Genomic DNA, 19,808 nt, shown 5'->3' with positions numbered 1-19,808 from the left:
TCGAACCGCCACTCACCCCTCGTCCGGCACCAGTCGCAGCGAGATCGAGTTGATGCAGTACCGCTGGTCCGTCGGCGTCGGGTACCCCTCGCCGCGGAAGACATGGCCCAGGTGGGAGCCACAGCGGGCGCAGCGGACCTCGGTGCGGTGCATGCCGTGGGAGTGGTCCTCGAGCAGCTCGACGGCGTCGGTGTCCTTGGGGTCGTAGAAGGACGGCCAGCCGCAGTGGCTCTCGAATTTGGTGTCGGAGCGGAAGAGTTCGGCGCCGCAGGCGCGGCAGGAGTAGCAGCCGGTGGTTTTGGTGTCGGTGTACTCGCCGGTGAAGGCCGGCTCGGTGCCGGCCTCGCGCAGGACGTGGTACTCGGCGGGGGTGAGCTCGGCGCGCCACTCGGCGTCGGGCTTGTCGATGTCGTACGGCATCGGGGCCTCCTCGGGTCAGCCGGCCAGGCGGGTCAGGATGGCGGGGCCGAGGTCGGTCACATCGCCCGCGCCCATGGTGAGAACAAGGTCACCGGGCTTGGCCATTCCGGCGATGACATCCGGGACGGCCGCCTTGTCGCTCTCGGCGGTGACCTCGGCGCCGGCGGCGCGGGCGGCGTCGATGATCAGCGCGCTGGTGACACCGGGGATCGGGTCCTCGCGGGCCGGATAGATGTCCAGGACGACGGAGGTGTCGGCGAGGGCGAGCGCCTGGCCCATTTCCTTGCCGAGCTCCTGGGTGCGCGAGAAGAGATGGGGCTGGAAGACGACCAGGAGGCGGGCGGAGTCCGCGACGGCGGCGCGGATGGCCTCGAGGTCGGCGGTCATCTCGGTGGGGTGGTGGGCGTAGGAGTCGATGACCTGGACGCCGGCGGCCTCGCCCTTGAGCTGGAGGCGGCGCTTGACGCCGGTGTAGCTGCCGAGCGCCTCGGAGAGGTTGTGCGGCGGCAGGTCCAGGGCGACGCCGGCGGCGAGGGCGGCGACGGCGTTGTGGGCGTAGTGGCTGCCGGGGACGGAGACCGTGAAGGTGAGGATCTTGCCGCTGGTGAGGGTGACGGTGACGTCGCTGGTCAGGCCGTGCGGGGTGATCTGGAGGATGCGGACGTCGGCGTCCTTGGACTCGCCGTAGGTGACGACCTCGATGTCGTGGCGGCCGGCGATCTTCGCGGTCAGCTCGCGGGCGCCAGGGTGGTCGGCGGAGATGACGAGGGTGCCGCCGGGGCGGATCCGGCCGACGAAGGTCTCGAAGGACTCGTAGATCTCGTCCATCGAGGCGTAGTTGGCGTGGTGGTCCAGTTCGACGTTGAGGACGATGGCGACCTCGGGCGCGTACTTGTGGAAGCTGCGGTCGCTTTCGTCCGCCTCGGCGACGAAGATCTGGCCGGCGCCGTGCTCGGCGTTGGAGCCGGGAGCGTCGAGGTCGCCGCCGATGGCGTAGGAGGGCTTGAGGCCGAGCGAGGTGAGGGAGACGGCCAGCATGGAGGTGGTGGTCGTCTTGCCGTGGGTGCCGGCGACGGCGATCGGGCGCAGGCCCTCCATCAGGGCGGCGAGGGCGTCGGAGCGGTGGACGACGGGGATGCCGCGCTCCTGGGCGGCGGCGAGCTCGGGATTGTCGGGGCGGATGGCGGAGGAGACGACGACGCAGCTGGCGTCCGCGGCCAGGTGGGCGGCGGCGTGGCCGATGTGGACGGTGGCGCCGAGGTCGCGCAGCGCCTGGGCGGTCGCGGACTCCTTGGCGTCGCTGCCCGCCACCTTGGCGCCGCGCTGCGCGAGGATCTTGGCGATGCCCGACATGCCGGCTCCGCCGATACCGATGAAGTGCGGCCGGTCCATCGAGGCTGGGATGGCGGGTGCCATGGGTGGGTCTCCCTGAATCGTCATCGTCGCGTGCGGTCGTGCTGTGGGTGATTCTCGCACCCGGCACCGACAGCGCGGGGCGGCACGGTCGCTTCGCGGCGGATTCGGGCGGTCAGCGGCGGATCAGGCCCCGGGTGGTGGCGGCGGCGACCGCGGCCGTACGGGAGTCGACGCCCAGCTTGGAGTAGATGTGGACAAGGTGGGATTTGACGGTCGCCTGACTGAGGAAGAGCCGTTTGCTGATCTGCGCGTTGGACAGGCCGTCGGCGACGAGCTGGAGGACCTCGGTCTCGCGGCGGGACAGGGCGGTGGCGGGGGTGCGCATGCGGTCCATCAGGCGCAGCGCGATGGTGGGCGCCAGGGCGGACTTCCCGGCGGCGGCGGTGCGCACGGCGGCGGCGAGTTCCTCGGGCGGGGCGTCCTTGAGGAGATAGCCGGTGGCGCCGGCCTCGATGGCGGCGAGGATGTCGGCGTCGGTGTCGTAAGTGGTGAGCACCAGGACGCGGGGGGCGCCCTCACGGGCGGTGATCTCGGCGGTGGCCTGCGCGCCGTGCAGGGCGCCGCCGAACTGGAGGTCCATGAGGACGACGTCGAGGTCGAGCCGGGCGGCCAGGTCCACGGCCCCTTCGGCGGTGGCGGTGTCGGCGACGACCTCGAAGTCCTCCTCGGTCTCCAGGACGGCGCGCAGTCCGGCCCGTACGACGGGGTGGTCGTCGGCGAGCAGCAGCCGGATGGGGGACTCGGTGGTGGTCACGAGGCGGCCTCCGGGGTGGCGGGCGCTGCGGGGCAGGGCAGGGTGACGGCGATGGCGGTGCCCTCTCCGGGGGCGGATTCGACGGCGAGGGTGCCGTGCAGGGCGCGGGCCCGGGCGCGCATGGCGGCCAGGCCGAAGCCGGTGCCGGAGGCGGCCGCGGAGCCGGGGGCGGGGAGGCGGGAGGGGACGAAGCCGGCGCCGTCGTCGACGACGTCCAGGGCGACCTCGGTGTCCATGTAGCTGAGGGTCAGCTCGACGCGGTCCGCGGCGGCGTGCTGGACGGTGTTGGCCAGCGCGGACTGGGCGATGCGCAGCAGGGCGACCTCGTGCGGGGTGGGCAGCTCGGTGGGGACACCGGAGAGGTGGCAGTGCACGGCGAGGCCGGAGGTGCGGGCGGTGGTGGCGCAGAGCCGTTCGAGGGCGGCGGGCAGGGAGCCGGCCTCCAGGTCGGGCGGGCTCAGGGCGCGGACGAACCGCCGGGCCTCGGCGAGGTTGTCGACGGCGGCCGTACGGGCCTGCCGGATGTGGCCGAGGGCGGGACCGGGCCGCTCGGGCAGGGCGCGCTCGGCGGCCCGGAGCAGCAGCTGGATGCTGGAGAGGCCCTGGGCGAGGGTGTCGTGGATCTCTCGGGCGAGCCGTTCGCGCTCGGCGAGGACACCGGCGGCGTGCTCGGCGGCGGCCAGGTCGCTGCGGGCGGCGGTCAGCTCCTCGATGAGGCGGCGGCGGGCCTCGCTCTCCCGGTAGAGGGCCTCGTAGCCCAGGACGACGGCGACCGCGACGGCCGCGCCGAGCACCGGGCCGACGACCGTCCCGACGCTGAGGGTGTGGGTGTGCCAGCCGAATCCGGCGATGGCGATGACGGTGGTGGCCGCGACGGCGGGCAGGGCGGCGCGCAGCGGCAGCAGGTGCATCTGGACGAAGAAGAGCGGGAAGGCCAGCCAGACGCCGTCGGGGGTCAGGGCGAGCAGCACCGTCCACAGCAGCGCCACGGCGCCCAGCCACAGGGCGGCGGCGCCGGTGGAGGTGCGGATACGGGGCAGCGAGGGGCCGGCGGCGTAGAGGGCGAAGAGGGCCACGGCGGTGGCGAGGACGGCCGGGGCGTCGGCGGCGCCCGCGGCGAGCGCCCGTACGCAGGCGAGCGCGAGCAGCGCGGCCACCATGAGATGGAGGCAGGTGCGCAGCACCCGGAGCACGGGGGTGAGGGAGTGGGCGCTCCCGGCGTCGGCTTCGCCGGGCCCGGCTCCGTCGGACGCGGTGGCGTTCGGCGCGGATGCGTCGGACGCGGGGCTGGCGGTCACGGCTTTTTCGGTCACGGCGTCTTCAGGCTAAGGGCCGCTGCGACCTGCGGCATCAACCGAAAGGTGGAGGATCGGCTGGTCGATGGTGGGAGCACGGGCCGATGCTTTCGGCCAGGAGGGACCGAACCGTGGTGTGACGACGCGGGGCGGGGTCGCGGGGGACGGTGGTTCCAGTCGCCGGACAGGGGGTCCGGCGCCCGAGCCGAGGATGGCCGAGCCTGTGTTCGTCGCGTGGAGAGACCTGAGATTCGCCAAGGGGCGGTTCGCCCTGATGGGCACCGTCATCGTGCTGATCACGATGCTGGTGGGCCTGCTGTCGGGCCTGACAGCGGGTCTGGGACGGGAGAACACCTCGGCGATCACCGCGCTGCCCGCCGACCATCTGGTGTTCTCGGCGCCCGTCGGGGACGGCAAGGTGGCGTTCACCGATTCGCGGCTGTCGCAGCGGACCGTACGGGAGTGGGCGCGGGTGCCGGGCGTGCGCAGCGCCGAACCGCTGGGGATCGCCACGACGAAGGCGGAGGCGGGGAGCCGGACCGCGGCGGTGTCGGCGTTCGGGGTGCGTCCCGGCTCGCGGCTGGGGCCGGGCGGGACGTCCGTCGCCGACGGATCGGTGGTGCTGTCGCAGAAGGCCGCGCAGGCGCTGGGCGTACGCGCCGGGGGCACGGTCACGCTGGGCGGCCGTGCCGTCGAGGTGGCGGCGGTGTCGGGTGCGGCGATGTACAGCCATACGGCCGTGATCTGGACGTCCCTGGAGGACTGGCGGAAGCTGACCGGTGGCCCCGGGGACCCCGGTGGCGCGACGGTGGTGGCCCTCACCACCACCGGGGCGGCCGATCTGCCCGCCGCCGACAAGAGGCTCGACACCCGGACCGTCACCGCCGGCGACGCCCTGACGGCCATCGGCTCCTACAGCGCCGAGAACGGCTCGCTCCAGCTGATGCGCGGCTTTCTCTTCGCCATCTCCGCGCTGGTCATCGGCGCCTTCTTCACGGTGTGGACGATCCAGCGCAGCGGCGATGTCGCCGTGCTGAAGGCCCTGGGCGCCTCGACCCGCTCCCTGCTGCGCGATGCGCTCGGCCAGGCCGTCGTCCTCCTGGTGATCGGGACGGGCCTGGGGACCGCCGTCGCGGCCGGGGTGGGCGCCCTCGTCGACGGCACCGTGCCGTTCGTCCTGGACGGGGCCACGGTGCTGATCCCCGCCCTGATCATGATCGCGCTGGGCGCCGCCGGCGCCGCCCTGTCCATCCGCCGCATCACCTCCGTAGACCCGCTGACCGCCCTGGGAAGTGCCCGATGAGCCTCGAACTGACCGATGTCACCCTCACCTACCCCGACGGCGGCGGACGGCTGACCGCGCTGGACGCCGTCTCGCTGGAGGTGCCGGCCGGCCGGATGACGGCGGTGATCGGCCCGTCCGGCTCCGGCAAGTCGAGCCTGCTGGCGGTGGCCGCGACGCTGATCACCCCCGATCACGGACGGGTGGTGATCGACGGCACCGACACCACGGGGCTGAGCCGCGCCGAGCTGACCGCACTGCGCCGCACGACCATCGGCACGGTCTTCCAGCAGCCGAATCTGCTGCCGTCCCTGACCGCCGCCGAGCAGTTGCAGGTGATGGCCCATCTGGACGGCCGCTCGCCCCGTAAGGCCGCGGCGCGGGCCCGGGAGCTGCTGGCGGCCGTGGGCCTGGAGGGGCAGGCGGACCGCAGGCCGCACCAGCTGTCGGGCGGCCAGCGGCAGCGGATCAATATCGCGCGGGCGCTGATGAACGAGCCGGCCGTCCTGCTGGTCGACGAGCCGACCAGCGCACTGGACCACGAGCGGGGCGCGGCGGTGCTCGATCTGCTGACCACGCTCACCCATCAGCGGGCGACCGCGACGGTGCTGGTCACCCACGACCGTTCGCATCTGGAGGCGGTGGACGAGACAGCCGAGGTGCGCGACGGCCGGCTCGGCACCCCGCTGCCGGTGTGAGCGCCCCGCGACGGGTGTGAGCCCCGCTGCGGGGCCGGGTCGCAGGCGCCGCTAGCTGCCGTCCCTGACCGGCTCGTCCGGCGCGTGCGAGAAGAGCTTGAGGACCGGTACGCCGACCTTGTGGCGGGCGCGGGAGGCCCAGTCGCGGTGGAAGAACTCCTCGACGAAATGCGGGGCGGTCAGCACGATCACCTCGTCGGCATGGGTCTGTTCGACGACGGACGCCAGGAGGTCGAGCGGATGGTCCTCGACCACCTGCCCGACGGCCTCGGCACCGGTGGCGCGCAGGGCGGCGAGGGTGTGCGAGAGGGCGCGCTCGACGGGGAGCTCCTCGGTGGGCTCGTCGCCCTCGCGCACGGCCTCGTCGAACTCCCCGAGGGCGACGTCGTCGATGGCCCGCAGCAGGACGTCCTGCTTGCCGCGCGGCTGCATCAGGACGACGAACGACCCCTGCTCCGCACCGTGCAGGGTGGTGACAAACTCCACGTCGGCGGGCGTCAGAGGCTTCTCGATCATCAATACGCTCGTGAACACGACGGACGCCCTTCTCCTCTTCGGGCCCGCTTGGCACGGTGCCCACAGAAACCATCCTGCCCCGTCTCCACACGGGACCTGTTGGCCTTTAGTGTGCCCAACGGCAGCTAAGCGGAACTGATAATTCCGCTCATTGTCGGGACCGACGGTATCGGGTGAACAGGAAGCCGGCCTCCTCCAGAACGGCCGCCAGGGCGAAGCGTTCGGGGACGGCGACCACGGGGCCGTACATGATCCGCGGCGCGTCGCCGACGGCGACCACGGGGGCCAGCGACAGGCACATCTCGTCCAGCGCGTCGGCCGCCGCGAACTGCCCCAGGAGGGAGGGCCCGCCCTCGGTGAGCAGCCGGGTGTGCCCCCGTTCGGCGAGCACCGCCGTCACCCGCGCCGGGTCCACCCCGAGCCCCTCCCCCGCGAAGAGGACCTCGGCGCCCGCCGCACGGGCCTCGGCGACCCGGTCCGAGGGGGCGCCCGCGCCGGTCAGGACGACGGTGGGCACCAGGGGCTCGGTGAACAGCGGCAGGGTGAAGTCCAGGCCGAGGCCCGCGGTCACCACGGCGATGGCGGGTGCCGGGCCCTGACCCGCGGCGGTCCGCCGGGCGGTGAACGCCTCGCGGGCGCGCGCGGGCCGGTAGCCCTCCTGCCGCACCGTTTCCGCGCCCACCACCACGGCATCGGCCAAGCCCCGCAGCACGCCGAAGATCCGCATATCGGCGGCGCCGGACAGCGGCTGGGAGCGGCCTTCGTGATGGGCCGCGCCGTCCATGGAGGAGACCATGTTCGCGCGCAGCCAGCCGGTGCGGCCGGCCCGTACCGGGTCGTCCGCGGCCGGATACGCGTAGGCCTCGGCCAGCTCGTCCAGCGACCACTCCCGGTCCGCCGCATCCGCCGGAGCGGGTGCCGGCACGGTGTTCCCGTCCTCACGGACCGTGACGGAGGGGGCGGTGGGCTGGGCGAATGGCGGATACAGGCGTCGCATGGCGGCAGTGTGACATGCCTCGCTCACCGGACCGAGGGGTACCGCGGAGCGACTAGGCTGGACGGCTGTGTCGTCGTCTTCCCAGTCCTCGTCCTCCCAGCCCGCCCCGATAGCCGGGGCGCCGGCTGACGGGAGCGACGGGGCCCCCACCGCGCTCACCGCCCGCGCGCCGCAGGTGCCCGCCGACCGCCTGGTCGCCGAGATGGTGCCGCCGCCGCGCTTCCAGGGCGCCCGCTTCGACACCTACATACCCGACGGCAAACAGCCCAGCCAGGCCGAGGCCGTCCAGGTCCTGAGCGCCTTCGCCGCGGGCATCGACGGCACGGCCGCGGGCGCCACGGCGAAGCGCCGCTGGTTCGCCCGCAAGCCCGCCGCCCCCAAGGGCCCGCGCGGTGTCTATCTGGACGGCGGCTACGGCGTCGGCAAGACCCATCTGCTCGCCTCCCTCTGGCACGCCACCCCCGCCCCGCCCGAGCGCAAGGCCTTCGGCACGTTCGTCGAACTGACCAACCTCGTCGGCGCGCTCGGCTTCCAGCAGACCGTCCGTACGCTCGGCGAGCACACGCTGCTGTGCATCGACGAGTTCGAACTGGACGACCCCGGCGACACGGTGCTGGTCTCCACCCTCCTGGGCAAGCTGGTGGACTCGGGCGTGGCTCTGGCCGCCACCTCCAACACCCTGCCCGGCAAGCTCGGCGAGGGCCGGTTCGCCGCCGCCGACTTCCTGCGCGAGATACAGGGGCTCAGCGCCCACTTCCGGCCGCTGCGCATCGACGGCGAGGACTACCGCCACCGCGGCCTGCCCCAGGCCCCCGACCCGTACGACGACGAGACCGTCACCCGCGTCGCCTACCGCACCCCCGGCGCCTCGCTCGACGACTTCCCCTCGCTGCTGGACCATCTCTCCCGGGTGCACCCCAGCCGCTACGGCGCGATGTGCGACGGCATCCAGGCCGTCTGCCTGACCGATGTTCAGGCCGTGCCCGACCAGTCCACCGCGCTGCGCCTGGTGGTCCTCGCCGACCGGCTCTACGACCGCGAGATACCCGTGCTGACCTCGGGGAAGCCCTTCGACGAGCTGTTCAGCGACGAGATGCTGCGCGGCGGCTACCGCAAGAAGTACTTCCGCGCGATATCCAGGCTCACGGCCCTGGCACGGGACGCGGGGACGCTGGTCGGGCACTGACCGCTGCGCGGTCGCCGGGCCCGTCCTAACCGGAGCAGGCCGAGCGCTGGGCCTCCTGCCACTCGCACACCGGGCAGAGCAGCGCACCGGGACGGGCGGCCGGGTACTCGGTCGGCTCACCGCAGTGCACACAGTCCGCATACGGAGGGCCGGCAGGTGCGTCGGCGGCCCGGCCGTCGGTGACCGTGCCGTCCGTGGCGAGGTCGTGGCAGGTGCTGGCGCGAGCGGAGTCCGGCATGGTGTCGAGGGTACGCCGGAGCGCCCGGTCAGTTGCGCCGGGAACTCAGCGCGCAGGCGGCCGCGACGGCCGCCACGGCTATGGGAACGGCCCCGGCGAGCGGTAGCCACGGCATGCTGACCGTGCCGTGCGCGGAACCGGCGACCATGCCCGTGACGGCGGCGTTGGCGGGCGAGGCGCCCAGGACGGACAGCAGGAGCGCGGCGAGCAGCCCGGCCGGTATGGCGGAGCCGGGGCTGCGCAGCACCGGCCAGTTGCACAGGGCGCCGATCGCTGTGCCGAGCAGCACGCAGGCCAGCGCGGTGAGCAGTCCGGCGGCGGTCGCGGACAGGACGGGGACGGCGACCCGGTGGTCCGAGGAGTGCGGGTCGGACGTCAGGGCCACGAAGGCCGTCCCCCCGAGGGCGAGCAGCAGCGCACCGAGGGCCGCGGTCAGCAGCGAGGCGAGGTGCACCCGGCCGGGACCGGCGGCGGCCGCGGCGCAATTGCGGGCGGCGGACGGCTCGTTGGTGACACAGATCCGCGCCAGCCAGACGGCCATCGGCAGCGTGCCGGCGGCGGCGAAACCGTAGGAGTCGAGCATCGGGCCGCCGGTCTGGATGCCGACGGCCAGGAACGCGGCGTAGAGAATCACCGGCGGCAGCCACCGGTGCGAGCCGATGAGCAGGGCCGCCTGATAGCGGAGGAGGGCGATCATGGGCGGGCCTCCGCACCGGGGTCGTGGTGGATGTTGCGCCCGGAGTGGATGTTGTCGCGCCCGGATTCGTCGCGGGCGTGGTGGACGCCGTGAGGGTCGTGGGCGATGTGGGCGGCATCCGGGACGGCGGCCGGCGGCGGGGCGGCGGTGACCGAGCGGATGTGCCACGGCGGGCGGGCCGTGAGCAGGGCCCGTAGCAGCGCATCGGAGTGCGCGGCCGGCACGGTGAGCCGGGTCGTGCCGTCCGGGCCCGGTGCGATCGTTGGTCTGCCGGGCAGCGGCGGGGAGTCGGGGCCGTCCCCGGAGCGCGGCGCACTGCCCGGTGCGCCCTGGGCCTCGATGATCACCCGCGGCCCCGCGACCACCGCCGCGTCCTCGACCCGGCCACGCTCCTCCAGAACCAGCCGCCCGTCGGTCACGCGGTAGCGCGCATCCGCCGCTCCGGCCAGACGGCGCGGATCGTGATCGACGAAGACGACCGTGCCGCCGTCCGCGACCCGCTCGGCCACCGCGCGGTCGAGAACCCCCCGCGCCCCCTGGTCCAGCCCCGTCCATGCCTCGTCCAGGACGAGCAGGCCGGGCTCGGCGAGCAGCGCCTGGGCGACCGCGACCTTCTGGCTGGTTCCCTTGGACAGCCTGGCCAGCGGCGTACCGGCGTGCCCGGTCGCCCCGAAGCGCTCCAGCCAGGCGTCGGCCTGACGGGCCGCCTCGGGCCCGCGCAGGCCATGGATGCGTCCCAGGTGCGTGAGGTAACCGGCGGCCGTGAAGGGCAGCGCCGCCGGGAAGCGTTCGGGCACATACGCGGCGCGCGGCCGGCCGGTGATCCGTCCGGCGGTGGGCCGGTCGATCCCGGCGAACAGGCGCAGCAAGGTGGACTTCCCGCTGCCGTTGGTCCCCTCGATGCGCACCAGCGCCCGAGCGGGCACCTCCAGCTGGACGTCCCGCAGCACCCACGGTCCCCGCACCCCGTAACGCCGCCCGACCCCGTCAAGCCTCATGCCGTACGACACCTCCCCCGTACCTGATCCCGGCCCGGCCCCCCCGGCCCCGAAGATCCTCCTACTCCCCCAACTCCCGCCGACCCCGGATCGGTTCCCGCGAGCGTCCCCCGCTTTCCGCCGATGTCCGGCGATGGCCGGTAGCCGCCTGGGACGCCGCGCGACGGCCCGCATCACAGCCGCCCGGCCGCTCTCCCCCGTCAGTTCCCCGCGGCCTTCTCGGAACGCAGCTCACTCGGCCGTACGATCACGAACCCCTCACCGTCCAGGCGCAGTTGGACGGCCTCACCGGAGCCGCCCCGGAGCATCGACCCCAGACTCTGCGACCGGTGCAGCGAGGTCTGCAGGGTGCTGCTCCAGCCGACCACCGCATCGGTGTCGACGAAGACCGGGGCCTGAGGGGAGACGGGTATGACGACGGGATTGCCCTCACACATCATGCCCAGCTTGCCGTGGCCGCTGAAAACGGAGTTGAAGATGCCGCCGCCGACCATGCCGGCGCCCTTGACGACCTTGATCTCGTACGAGAGGGACGGGTCGAAACACAGCACATTGCGGCCGTTGAGGGTGATGCCGTCCCCGGGGGTCAGGTCCAGGATGAAGCAGTTGGCGGCCTCGTGCGCGAGCCAGACCTCGCCCTGGCCCCGTACGGCCATCAGCGCCAGGCCCTCTCCGGTGACGGCGCGCTTGAGGAAGTTGCCGACGCCCTGACCGAGCTTTTCGAACTGGAGGTTGCCGCGGTAGGCGATCATCGCGCCCTGTCGCGCGTAGCACTCCCCGTTCACCGCGTACTTGATCGACTTGGCGTTCTGCTGCGTCATACCGGGTGCGGTGGCCGGCTCGGCCATGTTCTCGGCCGCGAAGAGGTCACTGTTCATGGCCGGATGTTAGGGCGCAGCGGCCCGGCAAACGGTGGCACCGGCGCGATCGGAGACGGCTGGCACACTGGCCGGGTGACACGTACCGAAACCACCGACCCCAGCAGCCCCTTCCACCACGAGGAAACCGACCGGGACGCGGCGCCCCAGTTCGTCCTGCCGCTGGTGGCACGGATCGAGCGGGCCGAGCCACCGGCCCGTACGGATGCGCTGGAGACGGCGGCGCGGGCGGTGCTGGTGCTGCTGTCGGACGAGCGGGCGGCCGGCGAGGGCGAGTGGGCCCAGGCCGTACGGGACTGGCAGGACGCCCGGATCCGCAAGGTGGTGCGCCGGGCGCGCGGCGCGGAGTGGCGGCGTGCCGAGGCGCTGCCCGGCATCACGGTGACCGGTGAGCACGCCCAGGTACGGGTGTTCCCGCCCATCCCTCTGGACGGCTGGCCCAAGGACCTGGCACGGCTCCAGGTGTCGGGCACCGAACTGGACGACCCGGAGCCGCCGGCCGCACCCGGTGCCGACCGGCCGGTGCTGTGGCTCAGCCCCGAGGTGGAGATGTCGGCCGGCAAGGCGATGGCACAGGCCGGACACGGTGCACAGCTCGCCTGGTGGGAGCTGCCGACGGAGGAGCGCGCGGCCTGGCGGGCGGCGGGCTTCCCCCTGGCCGTACGCCGCGCGGCGCCGGCCGCCTGGCAGACGCTGACCCGCAGCGGGCTGCCCGTCGTACGCGATGCCGGCTTCACCGAGATCGCGCCGGGCTCCTGCACGGTGGTCGCCGACCATCCGGCCCTGCGGCGGCCCGCCCGCTAGGAGGGCACCACGAGGACGGCACCACCCCGCGTCCCGGCTCCCCGCCCACCGCCGCCGAAGCTCAAATCAACCTCTGAACACCACGGGCACACGATTCGGCTCGCTGTCAGTGGCCATGAGTACCCTCACCACGAGGGAAGGGGGGAATCATGGAGCGCCTCGGTACGGGGATCGGCTGGCGGCCGGAAATCGCCACGGAGATCGCCGGGCTGCCCGGCGTCGACTGGGTGGAGGTGGTGGCGGAGAACATCTGCCCAGGCCACCTTCCGCAGGCCGTGGAGGAGTTGCGCGAGCGCGGTACGACGGTGATCCCGCACGGCGTCTCGCTCGGTCTCGGCGGCGCCGACCGGCCGGATGCGGGCCGGCTGACCGCGCTGGCCGAGCGCGCCGAGGCGCTGGGTGCGCCGCTGGTCACCGAGCACATCGCGTTCGTCCGGGCCGGCGGTCCGCTGACCGCCTCGCCGCTGATGGAGGCCGGGCATCTGCTCCCGGTGCCGCGCACCCGCGACGCGCTGGACGTGCTCTGCGAGAACGTCCGGATCGCCCAGGACGCCCTGCCGGTGCCGCTGGCGCTGGAGAACATCGCCGCGCTGATCAACTGGCCGGACGAGGAGATGACCGAGGGACAGTTCCTGAGCGAGTTGGTCGAGCGGACCGGGGTACGGCTGCTCATCGACGTCGCCAACCTCCATACCAACCATGTCAACCGGGGCGAGGACCCGGCGGTCGCGCTCGACGAGCTTCCGGTGGAGGCCATCGCCTATGTCCATGTCGCGGGCGGTGTGGAGCGGGACGGTGTATGGCACGACAGCCATGCGCACCCCGTGACCCGGCCGGTCCTGGACGTGCTCGCCGAGCTCTGCGCCCGTACGACACCGCCCGGTGTGCTGCTGGAGCGCGACGAGGACTTCCCCGAGGGCGGGGAGCTGGCGGGCGAACTGGACGCGATACGCGCCGTGTTGAGGGGGGCCGGTCATGTCCGAGCGGCTTGAGGTGGTGCGGGGCGGCCGCGGCGCGCCGGGATCCGGTACGGACGCGGCGCGGCAGCGGCTGGCGCTGGCTCAGGCGGCGTTGCTGTCCTCTCTGGTCGCCGGGACGCCGCCTCCGGAGGGCTTCGACCGCACCCGGCTGGGCGTGCAGAGCCGGGCGCTGACCGCCAAGCGGGCCTCCGTCGTCGCCAAGGTCGCGCCCGAGCTGCCCGAGATCCTCGGCGACGGCTACCGGGCGGCCTTCTTCGGCTATGCGCGGCACCGTCCGATGCGCGGCGGCTACCGCCAGGACGCCCTGGACTTCGCGGCGTATCTGCTGGCCCACGACCGTCCCGAAGATCCTGATGCCCGAAGGAAGCTGACGCGCTGGTGGCGCGACCGTGCGGGCCCGAAGCCGCCGTCCCAGGGACCCGCTTCCCGGCTGCTGCGCGCGGTCCGGCACGCGCTCCACCGCGAGGAGTGAGAGGAGTGAGAGGAGCGTCATGACCTATGCGATGGGGCTGTATCTGGCGGTCATCCTCTCGTCGCTGGTGCTCGTCGCCGGTACGGTCGCGGTCCGCCGGGCCGCGCCGCGCAACCGGCGGGCGGCTGCGCCGACCCATGACGTGTGGGAGCTCGCGTTTCTCGCCGGCGGTCCCGGCCGTGTGGTGGACACCGCGATATCGGTGATGCACGAGGACGGCCGGCTGGCGGTCGGCGGGCCGGGCGTGGTGACCGTACGGCAGCACACGGCCCGTCACGCGGTGGAGACGGCCGTCCTGGACGCGGTCGCCCGGACGCCCGGCGGGGAGCTGTCCGCGCTGCGCGGCGCCGCGATGCGCAGCGCAGCGGTCCAGGGGATAGGCGACCGGCTGGCGGCGCGGGGGCTGATGCGGCATCCGCGGCGCGGCCGGGGCTGGCGGGTGCTGGCCCGATTCCAGATAGCGGGCTGTGTGGCGCTGCTCTTTTTCGCCTTTGCGCAGACGTTCGCGGAGACCCCCGATGACGACGGCCGCGGCGTACGGGTTTTCGTCGCGGTCGTGCCGGGCCTCGTCGCCGGTATCGCCGTCGCCGCGGTCTGCAAATCGGCGCTCGGCCGCCGGGTCACCGGGGCGGGCACCTCCGCCCTGAAGTCGGCGCGGGCCGCCAACGGCACCGGCTCGGTCGCCGGAGCCCTCCCGGCCGTCGGGATGGCCGTGGCGCTCGGCGGTGCCGCGCTGATAGCCGACGAGGCGCTGCGCGAGCAGCTGGCGGAGGCCCAGCGCACCATGGCGGTCGCCTCCGGCTCGTCGCCGGCCATCGACTCGTCCGGCAGCGGCAGCTGCGGAGGGGGCCTGCCCGGCGACGGCTCCGGCGCCTCGTGGTGCGGGTCCTCCGACGGCGGATCCTCGTCCGGCTGCGGGAGCTCGTCCTGCGGGGGTGGTTCGAGCTGCGGGGGCGGTTCGAGCTGCGGCGGCTCGTCGTGCGGCGGCAGCGGTGGTGGCGGAGGCTGCAGCAGCAGCTGAACTGCCCGCATGCTGAGAAACGTTTTTGCGGTCTTTATCGGCCATCGCGTAGAACCTCCGGCATGTGGCTCCTCTTCCTCGTCGTCGCCTCCGTGGCAGCGGCCCTGTCCTGCGCCCAGATCTGCCGCGCCGCGGTCGCCGCCGCCGACGCCCCGCGGCAGGCCACCACTGCCGCCGATGACGAGCTCCCGCCCGCCGAGCTCACCGTCTACGAGACCGCCTACCTGGCCGGCGGCCCGCAGCGGCTGGCCGATGTCGCCCTGGTGTCGATGGCCCAAAAGCACCGGCTGCTGCTCGCGCACACCGGCTGGGCCTCGGTCGTCGCCCCGGTCGGCCGGGACGCCATGGAGTGCGCCGTCCTGGCCGCCATAGGGCCCGAGGGCCAGCGCCGGATACCGGACGTCCGGGACGGCCTCGTCGCCGCCGGCGCCGTGCGGGCGCTGTCCGACCGGCTGGTCGCCGCGGGCCTGGCGCTGCCCGACCACGCCCGTTCTGCGGTCGGCGCGGCGGTCCGCCAACTGCATCACGCCGTCCTGCTGGTGGCGCTGGCCGCCGCCGCGGCCCTGTGGGCGGCACCGCCCGGTACGGACAGCGGGCTGGTGCTGGCGTGGTTCGCGCTGCCGCTGATCCTGACCGGCGGCACCTGGGTGATGGCGCGCAGGGAGTTCCACCCCTACCCCGACCGGGCGACCCCGGCGGGCGAGCGGCTGCTGCGCCGGCAGGTACGGTCCGGCGCCGGGGCCGCCCTCACCGCACTGGCGGTCCACGGCCGGGCCGCGCTCCACGATCCCGCCCTGCGAGCCGCCCTCCACTCTTCCGGGGCATAGCGTCCGACACCGGTGCCCGGTGCTTTACTTCGCGCACAACCGGCTCAACTATCCCTTTTGTATGCACACCGTGTGGCCCAGCGCACCGAGCCTCTCATCGTGCGCCGCGCACTCCGCACCGCATGAAGGGACGGCTCGTGAGAACTCTCGCGTTGTACGGCACCATCGGGTCGCTGGTCCTGACCGCGCTGGCCACCGCCCCGGCGGGCGGTGCCACGACGGGCAGTGCCACGGCGCCGCCCGACGCGCCGCCGGCTCCGGTGGCGCACCGCATCGTCTTCGGCCGGTGCGGGTCCGAGGAGCATCTGCCCGCCACCGTGCAGTGCGGCAAGCTCGCCGTACCGCTCGACTACGCGCACCCCGAGGGCAAGAAGATCACCCTCACCGTCAGCCGGATCCGCGCCACCGCTCCGGAGGAGCGGCAGGGCGCGCTGGTCTTCAACCCCGGCGGGCCCGGCGCCAGCAGCATGGAATTCCCGCTCTACGGGGGGCTGCCCAAGTGGCGCCGCACCGCCCGCGCCTACGACTTCGTCGGCTATGCGCCGCGCGGGGTCGGCCGTTCGGCTCCGCTGTCGTGCCAGAACCCGGAGGAGTTCGCCAAGGCCCCCACCGACACCCAGCGCCATCCCACCGAGGAGTTCAAACGGCTCAAGGTCGCCCAGGCGCGGGCCTACGCCGAGGGCTGTGCGCGCAACGCCGGGTCCGCTCTGCCGTTCTACAACTCCCTCAACAACGCCCGTGACCTGGACATGCTGCGTGCCGCGCTCGGCGAGCAGAAGCTGACGTTCATGGGCGCGTCCTACGGGACGTACTTCGCCGCCGTCTACGCGACGCTCTTCCCCGGCCATGTCCGCCGGATGGTCTTCGACAGCGTCGTCAATCCCGACCCCCGGCAGATCTGGTACCGCAACAACCTCGACCAGAACGTCGCCTTCGAGCGCCGCTGGGGCGACTGGCTGCGCTGGGTGGCCGCCCATGACGCCGTCTACCACCTCGGGGCCACGTCCAAGGACGTGCAGCGCTCCTACGACCGGGTCGTCGAGCAGGTGCGCCGGAAGCCGGTCAACGGGAAGATCGGGCCGGCCCAGCTCCAGCAGGCGTTCCTCAAGACCGGCTACAACGACGCCTACTGGCCGATCAGCGCCCAGGCGCTGGCGACGTATCTGCACGGCGACACCAAGGCGCTGGCCACCCAGACCGCGCCCAAGGCCGGCGGCGCCAAGGAGGACGAGAACACCAACGCGGTCTACACCGCCGTCGAGTGCAATGACGCGCCCTGGCCGCGCGACTGGCAGACCTGGGACCGGGACAACACCCAGGTCGCCCGTACGGCGCCCTTCGAGACCTGGGACAACGCATGGATGAATCTGCCGTGCGCGTTCTGGCCCGAGCAGTCGCAGTCGGCGCAGGCCCGGATGGATGCCGCGGTGACCAGGGCGGCCACGGGCAGCGACCGGGGCGGCGCCGCCGAGGAGCTGGCGGGGGCCGGCACACAGCTGGCCACGACCGCGGTCGAGTCGGCGATCGGGCGGGTCGGCCCGCTCGACATCCGTACGGCGCCCGGCGCACTGCCCCCGGTGCTGCTCCTGGCGGCCGAACGGGACGCGGCGACGCCCTACGCGGGTGCGCTGGAGCTGCACCGGCGGCTGGCCGGGTCCGCGCTCGTCACCGAGCGGGGCGCGGGCACCCACGGCATCGCGCTGGGCGCCAATGACTGCGTCAACCGCTACACCGAGGCGTACCTGCTGCGCGGGCAGGTCCCCGCGCACGCGGTGAGCTGCGCCCCGCGCCCCGAGCCGGTGCCCAACCAGCAGCAGCCGGAGGAGAAGGGCAAGCGGCTGCACAAGGAGAAGGGGCACTAGCCGCCGACGGCCGCGGGCCCGCTCCCCTTCGAGGGGGGGCGGGCCCGCGGCCGTACGGAGCCGTGGTGCCGCGGCACCAGGCCGGTCGGGTCCGTTACGCCAGGCCCGCGACCAGCTCGGCCACCGGCTTGCGGCGGCCGGTGTAGAACGGGATCTCCTCGCGGACGTGCATCCGCGCCTCGGAGCCGCGCAGATGGCGCATCAGGTCGACGATGCGGTGGAGCTCGTCGGCCTCGAAGGCCAGCACCCACTCGTAGTCGCCGAGCGAGAACGACGGCACGGTGTTGGCGCGGACGTCCGGGAAGCCGCGGGCCATCTTGCCGTGGTCGGCGAGCATCCGGCGGCGGTCCTCGTCGGGGAGGAGGTACCACTCGTAGGAGCGCACGAAGGGGTAGACGCTGACGTAGGCGCGCGGCTGCTCCTCGGCCAGGAAGGCCGGGATGTGCGACTTGTTGAACTCGGCGGGGCGGTGCAGCGCCATGTTCGACCACACCGGGTCCAGCGCGCGGCCCAGGCGGGTGCGGCGGAAGAGGTTGTATGCCTCCTGGAGGGCGTCCGAGCTCTCCGAGTGCCACCAGATCATCACGTCGGCGTCGGCGCGCAGACCGGACACGTCGTAGGTGCCGCGCACCACGACGTCCTTGGCGGCGAGCTGGGCGAACAGCTCCTCGACCTCGTCGGCGTAGCCCGCGCGGTCCTCCGGGAGGACCTCGCGCAGCTTGAAGACCGACCAGAGGGTGTAGCGGATGACCTCGTTGAGGTCCTTCGCCTTCTTGCCGGCGTGGGGGATCTTCTCGGCGGCCGTGTCGGATCGGGCAGGGGTGGAAGCGTCTGTCATGTCGTCCATTCTCGCTCCCCGGGGACGGCGGGCGGCGGCAGGGTGCCCGGGATGTCCTCGGCCGCCTTACGAGCCGAGGCGATACAGGCGGGGATGCCGACGCCGTCGTAGACCGCGCCGCACACCCGCAGCGGGCCCGGCAGCGCGGCGACGGCCGCGCGGATCTCGGCGACCCGGTCCAGGTGGCCGACGGCGTACTGCGGCAGGCCGCCGTACCAGCGGGTGACCGTGGTCGCGACGGGCCGGGCGGTCAGGCCGACGGCCGCGCCGAGGTCGGCGAGCGAGAGGCCGACCAGCTCGGCGTCGTCGCGCGAGAGGTCGGCGTCGTCCTGATAGCGGCCGAGCGAGGTGCGCAGGACGAACAGGTCCGGGTCGGCGGCGCCGACCCAGCCCCACTTGTGGCTGGAGAAGGTGGCGGCCTTGATCCGGTGGCCGTCGACGGGCGGGACGAGGAAGCCGCTGCCGCCGGGGACGCGGTCCAGGTCCGAGCGGCGGAAGGCCATGGTGACCAGCGCCATCGAGGCGTAGTCGATGTCGTCCAGCGCGGTCGCGGCCCTCGGGCAGTCGTGCCGCAGGATGCGCGCCGCGTCGCCCGCCGGGGTGGCGACGATCACCGCGTCCGCCTCGACGGACCAGTCGTCGACGCAGACCTCCCAGCAGTCCTCGCCGGTCCAGCGCAGTTCGTGTGCCGAGGCGTTGGGGAGGATCTCGCCGCCCTTGGCGCGCACGGCGTCCGCCACGGCGCCGGGCAGCGTGCCGATGCCGCCCTCGATGCCCATGAAGACGGGAGCGCCGCCGGCGGTGCCGGTCGCCGACGGGCCGATGTGGTGGGTCGTGGCGGCGGCGCGCTCCTGGATGCCGCGGACGCCGTCGAGCAGCGAGCGGTGCGTCCGGGCGGCCTCGAACAGCTGGGGGACGGCGGCGCGCATCGAGATCCGGTACGCATCGCCCGCGTACACCCCGCCGAGCAGGGGCTCGACGAGCCGGTCGACGACCTCGCGGCCCAGGCGCCGGGCGACGTACTCGCCGACCGCGACGTCCGCGCCGATCTCGGTGCGCGGCAGGCGGTCGTCCTCCTCGATACGGGCGAGCCCCTGCGGGGAGATCACTCCGGAGGCGGCGAGCGGGGCGAGGTCCCCGGGGACGCCCATCACATGGCCCTTGGGCATCGGGCGCAGCGCCTGACGGGTCCACAGCGAGGCGGTCGCGGTGGTGGGCGGCTGGAGCCGGTCGCCGAGGCCGACGGCCCGCGCCAGCTCGACCGCCTCCGGCCTCCTGGCCAGCATCGATTCGGCGCCGAGGTCGATCGGGACGCCCGCTGTCTCCCCCGCGCGCAGCTTGCCGCCGAGGCGGTCCGCCGCCTCCAGGACCGTCACCCGCATGCCGCCTTCGAGCAGCCGGTGCGCGGCCGCCAGCCCCGCGATGCCACCACCGATGACGACAACATGGCCGATACCGCCGGCCGGCCGGCCCGTACCGCTGTGCACTGCTCTCATGTCCCCACTGTCTCAGAGCCCACTGACACCGCCGGGACCGGATCGCGATCTCCGCAGGCCCCCCGGGGCCGCCTGGCCGGAAGCCGGCCGAGGACCCCGTTGACACCCGGCACCGGCGGGCAAAGACTCGGAG

Annotated in this window: 19 protein-coding genes and 1 pseudogene; 8 read left to right on the top strand and 12 right to left on the bottom strand. The window is 73.6% G+C overall.

Annotation, left to right across the window (positions count from 1 at the left end):
• Nucleotides 1-12: 12 nt before the first annotated feature.
• The 4 genes from msrB to B1H19_RS30640 all read right to left on the bottom strand — a co-directional run bounded on the left by msrB (nt 13) and on the right by B1H19_RS30640 (nt 3,750).
• Nucleotides 13-420, bottom strand: a complete 408-nt coding sequence (msrB, locus tag B1H19_RS30655; protein ID WP_083107950.1) for a peptide-methionine (R)-S-oxide reductase MsrB — start codon at nt 418-420, stop codon at nt 13-15.
• Between the two features lie 15 nt (nt 421-435).
• Complete coding sequence (murC, locus tag B1H19_RS30650; protein WP_083107949.1) at nt 436-1,836, bottom strand: UDP-N-acetylmuramate--L-alanine ligase; 1,401 nt, start codon at nt 1,834-1,836, stop codon at nt 436-438.
• 112 nt (nt 1,837-1,948) lie between these two features.
• A complete protein-coding gene (locus B1H19_RS30645; RefSeq protein WP_083107948.1) occupies nt 1,949-2,590 on the bottom strand; it encodes a response regulator in 642 nt (213 codons plus the stop codon).
• Nucleotides 2,587-3,750: a sensor histidine kinase gene (locus B1H19_RS30640; RefSeq protein ID WP_083109970.1), complete on the bottom strand. Its 1,164-nt coding sequence runs from the start codon at nt 3,748-3,750 to the stop codon at nt 2,587-2,589. Before B1H19_RS30640 ends, B1H19_RS30645 begins: the two co-directional genes overlap by 4 nt.
• A gap of 358 nt (nt 3,751-4,108) precedes the next feature.
• Here B1H19_RS30640 and B1H19_RS30635 point away from each other — a divergent pair, with 358 nt between their 5' ends.
• Both B1H19_RS30635 and B1H19_RS30630 read left to right on the top strand, forming a co-directional pair.
• Nucleotides 4,109-5,188: an ABC transporter permease gene (locus B1H19_RS30635; RefSeq protein WP_083107947.1), complete on the top strand. Its 1,080-nt coding sequence runs from the start codon at nt 4,109-4,111 to the stop codon at nt 5,186-5,188.
• Entirely contained in the window at nt 5,185-5,865 is a 681-nt protein-coding gene (locus B1H19_RS30630; protein ID WP_083107946.1) for an ABC transporter ATP-binding protein, read from the top strand. The genes B1H19_RS30635 and B1H19_RS30630 overlap by 4 nt, the downstream gene beginning before the upstream one ends.
• 51 nt (nt 5,866-5,916) lie before the next feature.
• Here the strand turns inward: B1H19_RS30630 and B1H19_RS30625 are convergent, their stop codons facing one another.
• Nucleotides 5,917-6,381 carry an indole-3-glycerol phosphate synthase gene (locus B1H19_RS30625; RefSeq protein ID WP_083107945.1) on the bottom strand — a complete coding sequence of 155 codons (465 nt, stop codon included), beginning with the start codon at nt 6,379-6,381 and terminating at the stop codon, nt 5,917-5,919.
• A 148-nt stretch (nt 6,382-6,529) separates the two neighbouring features.
• The gene (locus tag B1H19_RS30620) at nt 6,530-7,378 is read right to left on the bottom strand and encodes a pyrimidine reductase family protein (RefSeq protein WP_083107944.1); all 849 of its coding nucleotides are present in this window, start codon (nt 7,376-7,378) and stop codon (nt 6,530-6,532) included.
• A gap of 67 nt (nt 7,379-7,445) precedes the next feature.
• Between B1H19_RS30620 and zapE the strand changes: the two genes are divergently transcribed.
• Nucleotides 7,446-8,564: a cell division protein ZapE gene (gene zapE, locus B1H19_RS30615; RefSeq protein WP_418361483.1), complete on the top strand. Its 1,119-nt coding sequence runs from the start codon at nt 7,446-7,448 to the stop codon at nt 8,562-8,564.
• A 25-nt stretch (nt 8,565-8,589) separates the two neighbouring features.
• Here the strand turns inward: zapE and B1H19_RS30610 are convergent, their stop codons facing one another.
• The 4 genes from B1H19_RS30610 to B1H19_RS30595 form a co-directional block, all read right to left on the bottom strand.
• On the bottom strand, nt 8,590-8,802 hold the full coding sequence (locus B1H19_RS30610; protein WP_083107943.1) for a hypothetical protein: 213 nt from the start codon (nt 8,800-8,802) through the stop codon (nt 8,590-8,592).
• A 28-nt stretch (nt 8,803-8,830) separates the two neighbouring features.
• On the bottom strand, nt 8,831-9,499 hold the full coding sequence (locus tag B1H19_RS30605) for an ABC transporter (RefSeq protein ID WP_083107942.1): 669 nt from the start codon (nt 9,497-9,499) through the stop codon (nt 8,831-8,833).
• Nucleotides 9,496-10,497, bottom strand: a complete 1,002-nt coding sequence (locus tag B1H19_RS30600) for an ABC transporter ATP-binding protein (protein ID WP_083109968.1) — start codon at nt 10,495-10,497, stop codon at nt 9,496-9,498. Before B1H19_RS30600 ends, B1H19_RS30605 begins: the two co-directional genes overlap by 4 nt.
• A 200-nt stretch (nt 10,498-10,697) precedes the next feature.
• Nucleotides 10,698-11,375, bottom strand: coding sequence for an AIM24 family protein (locus tag B1H19_RS30595; protein ID WP_083107941.1), 678 nt, complete (start codon nt 11,373-11,375; stop codon nt 10,698-10,700).
• A 75-nt stretch (nt 11,376-11,450) separates the two neighbouring features.
• On the opposite strand from B1H19_RS30595, the gene B1H19_RS30590 reads away from it, so the two are divergent.
• From B1H19_RS30590 to B1H19_RS30570, 5 genes and pseudogenes are all read left to right on the top strand, one after another.
• Nucleotides 11,451-12,179 carry a peptidyl-tRNA hydrolase gene (locus tag B1H19_RS30590; protein ID WP_237289580.1) on the top strand — a complete coding sequence of 243 codons (729 nt, stop codon included), beginning with the start codon at nt 11,451-11,453 and terminating at the stop codon, nt 12,177-12,179.
• Between the two features lie 149 nt (nt 12,180-12,328).
• Nucleotides 12,329-13,631, top strand: a pseudogene (locus B1H19_RS30585) (MbnB/TglH/ChrH family RiPP precursor modification enzyme).
• 19 nt (nt 13,632-13,650) lie between these two features.
• Nucleotides 13,651-14,652, top strand: coding sequence for a TIGR04222 domain-containing membrane protein (locus B1H19_RS30580; protein ID WP_237289578.1), 1,002 nt, complete (start codon nt 13,651-13,653; stop codon nt 14,650-14,652).
• Between the two features lie 62 nt (nt 14,653-14,714).
• On the top strand, nt 14,715-15,479 hold the full coding sequence (locus B1H19_RS30575; protein ID WP_083107939.1) for a TIGR04222 domain-containing membrane protein: 765 nt from the start codon (nt 14,715-14,717) through the stop codon (nt 15,477-15,479).
• Nucleotides 15,480-15,616: 137 nt separating this feature from the next.
• A complete protein-coding gene (locus B1H19_RS30570) occupies nt 15,617-17,341 on the top strand; it encodes an alpha/beta hydrolase (RefSeq protein WP_237289577.1) in 1,725 nt (574 codons plus the stop codon).
• Nucleotides 17,342-17,435: 94 nt separating this feature from the next.
• Here the strand turns inward: B1H19_RS30570 and hemQ are convergent, their stop codons facing one another.
• Both hemQ and hemG read right to left on the bottom strand, forming a co-directional pair.
• The gene (gene hemQ, locus B1H19_RS30565; protein WP_083109966.1) at nt 17,436-18,179 is read right to left on the bottom strand and encodes a hydrogen peroxide-dependent heme synthase; all 744 of its coding nucleotides are present in this window, start codon (nt 18,177-18,179) and stop codon (nt 17,436-17,438) included.
• Entirely contained in the window at nt 18,176-19,675 is a 1,500-nt protein-coding gene (hemG, locus tag B1H19_RS30560; RefSeq protein ID WP_083107937.1) for a protoporphyrinogen oxidase, read from the bottom strand. Before hemG ends, hemQ begins: the two co-directional genes overlap by 4 nt.
• Nucleotides 19,676-19,808: the final 133 nt, after the last annotated feature.

The sequence above is a fragment of the Streptomyces gilvosporeus genome, assembly GCF_002082195.1.
Lineage (GTDB): Bacteria > Actinomycetota > Actinomycetes > Streptomycetales > Streptomycetaceae > Streptomyces > Streptomyces gilvosporeus.
This window is presented reverse-complemented; position numbering and strand designations above follow the sequence as displayed.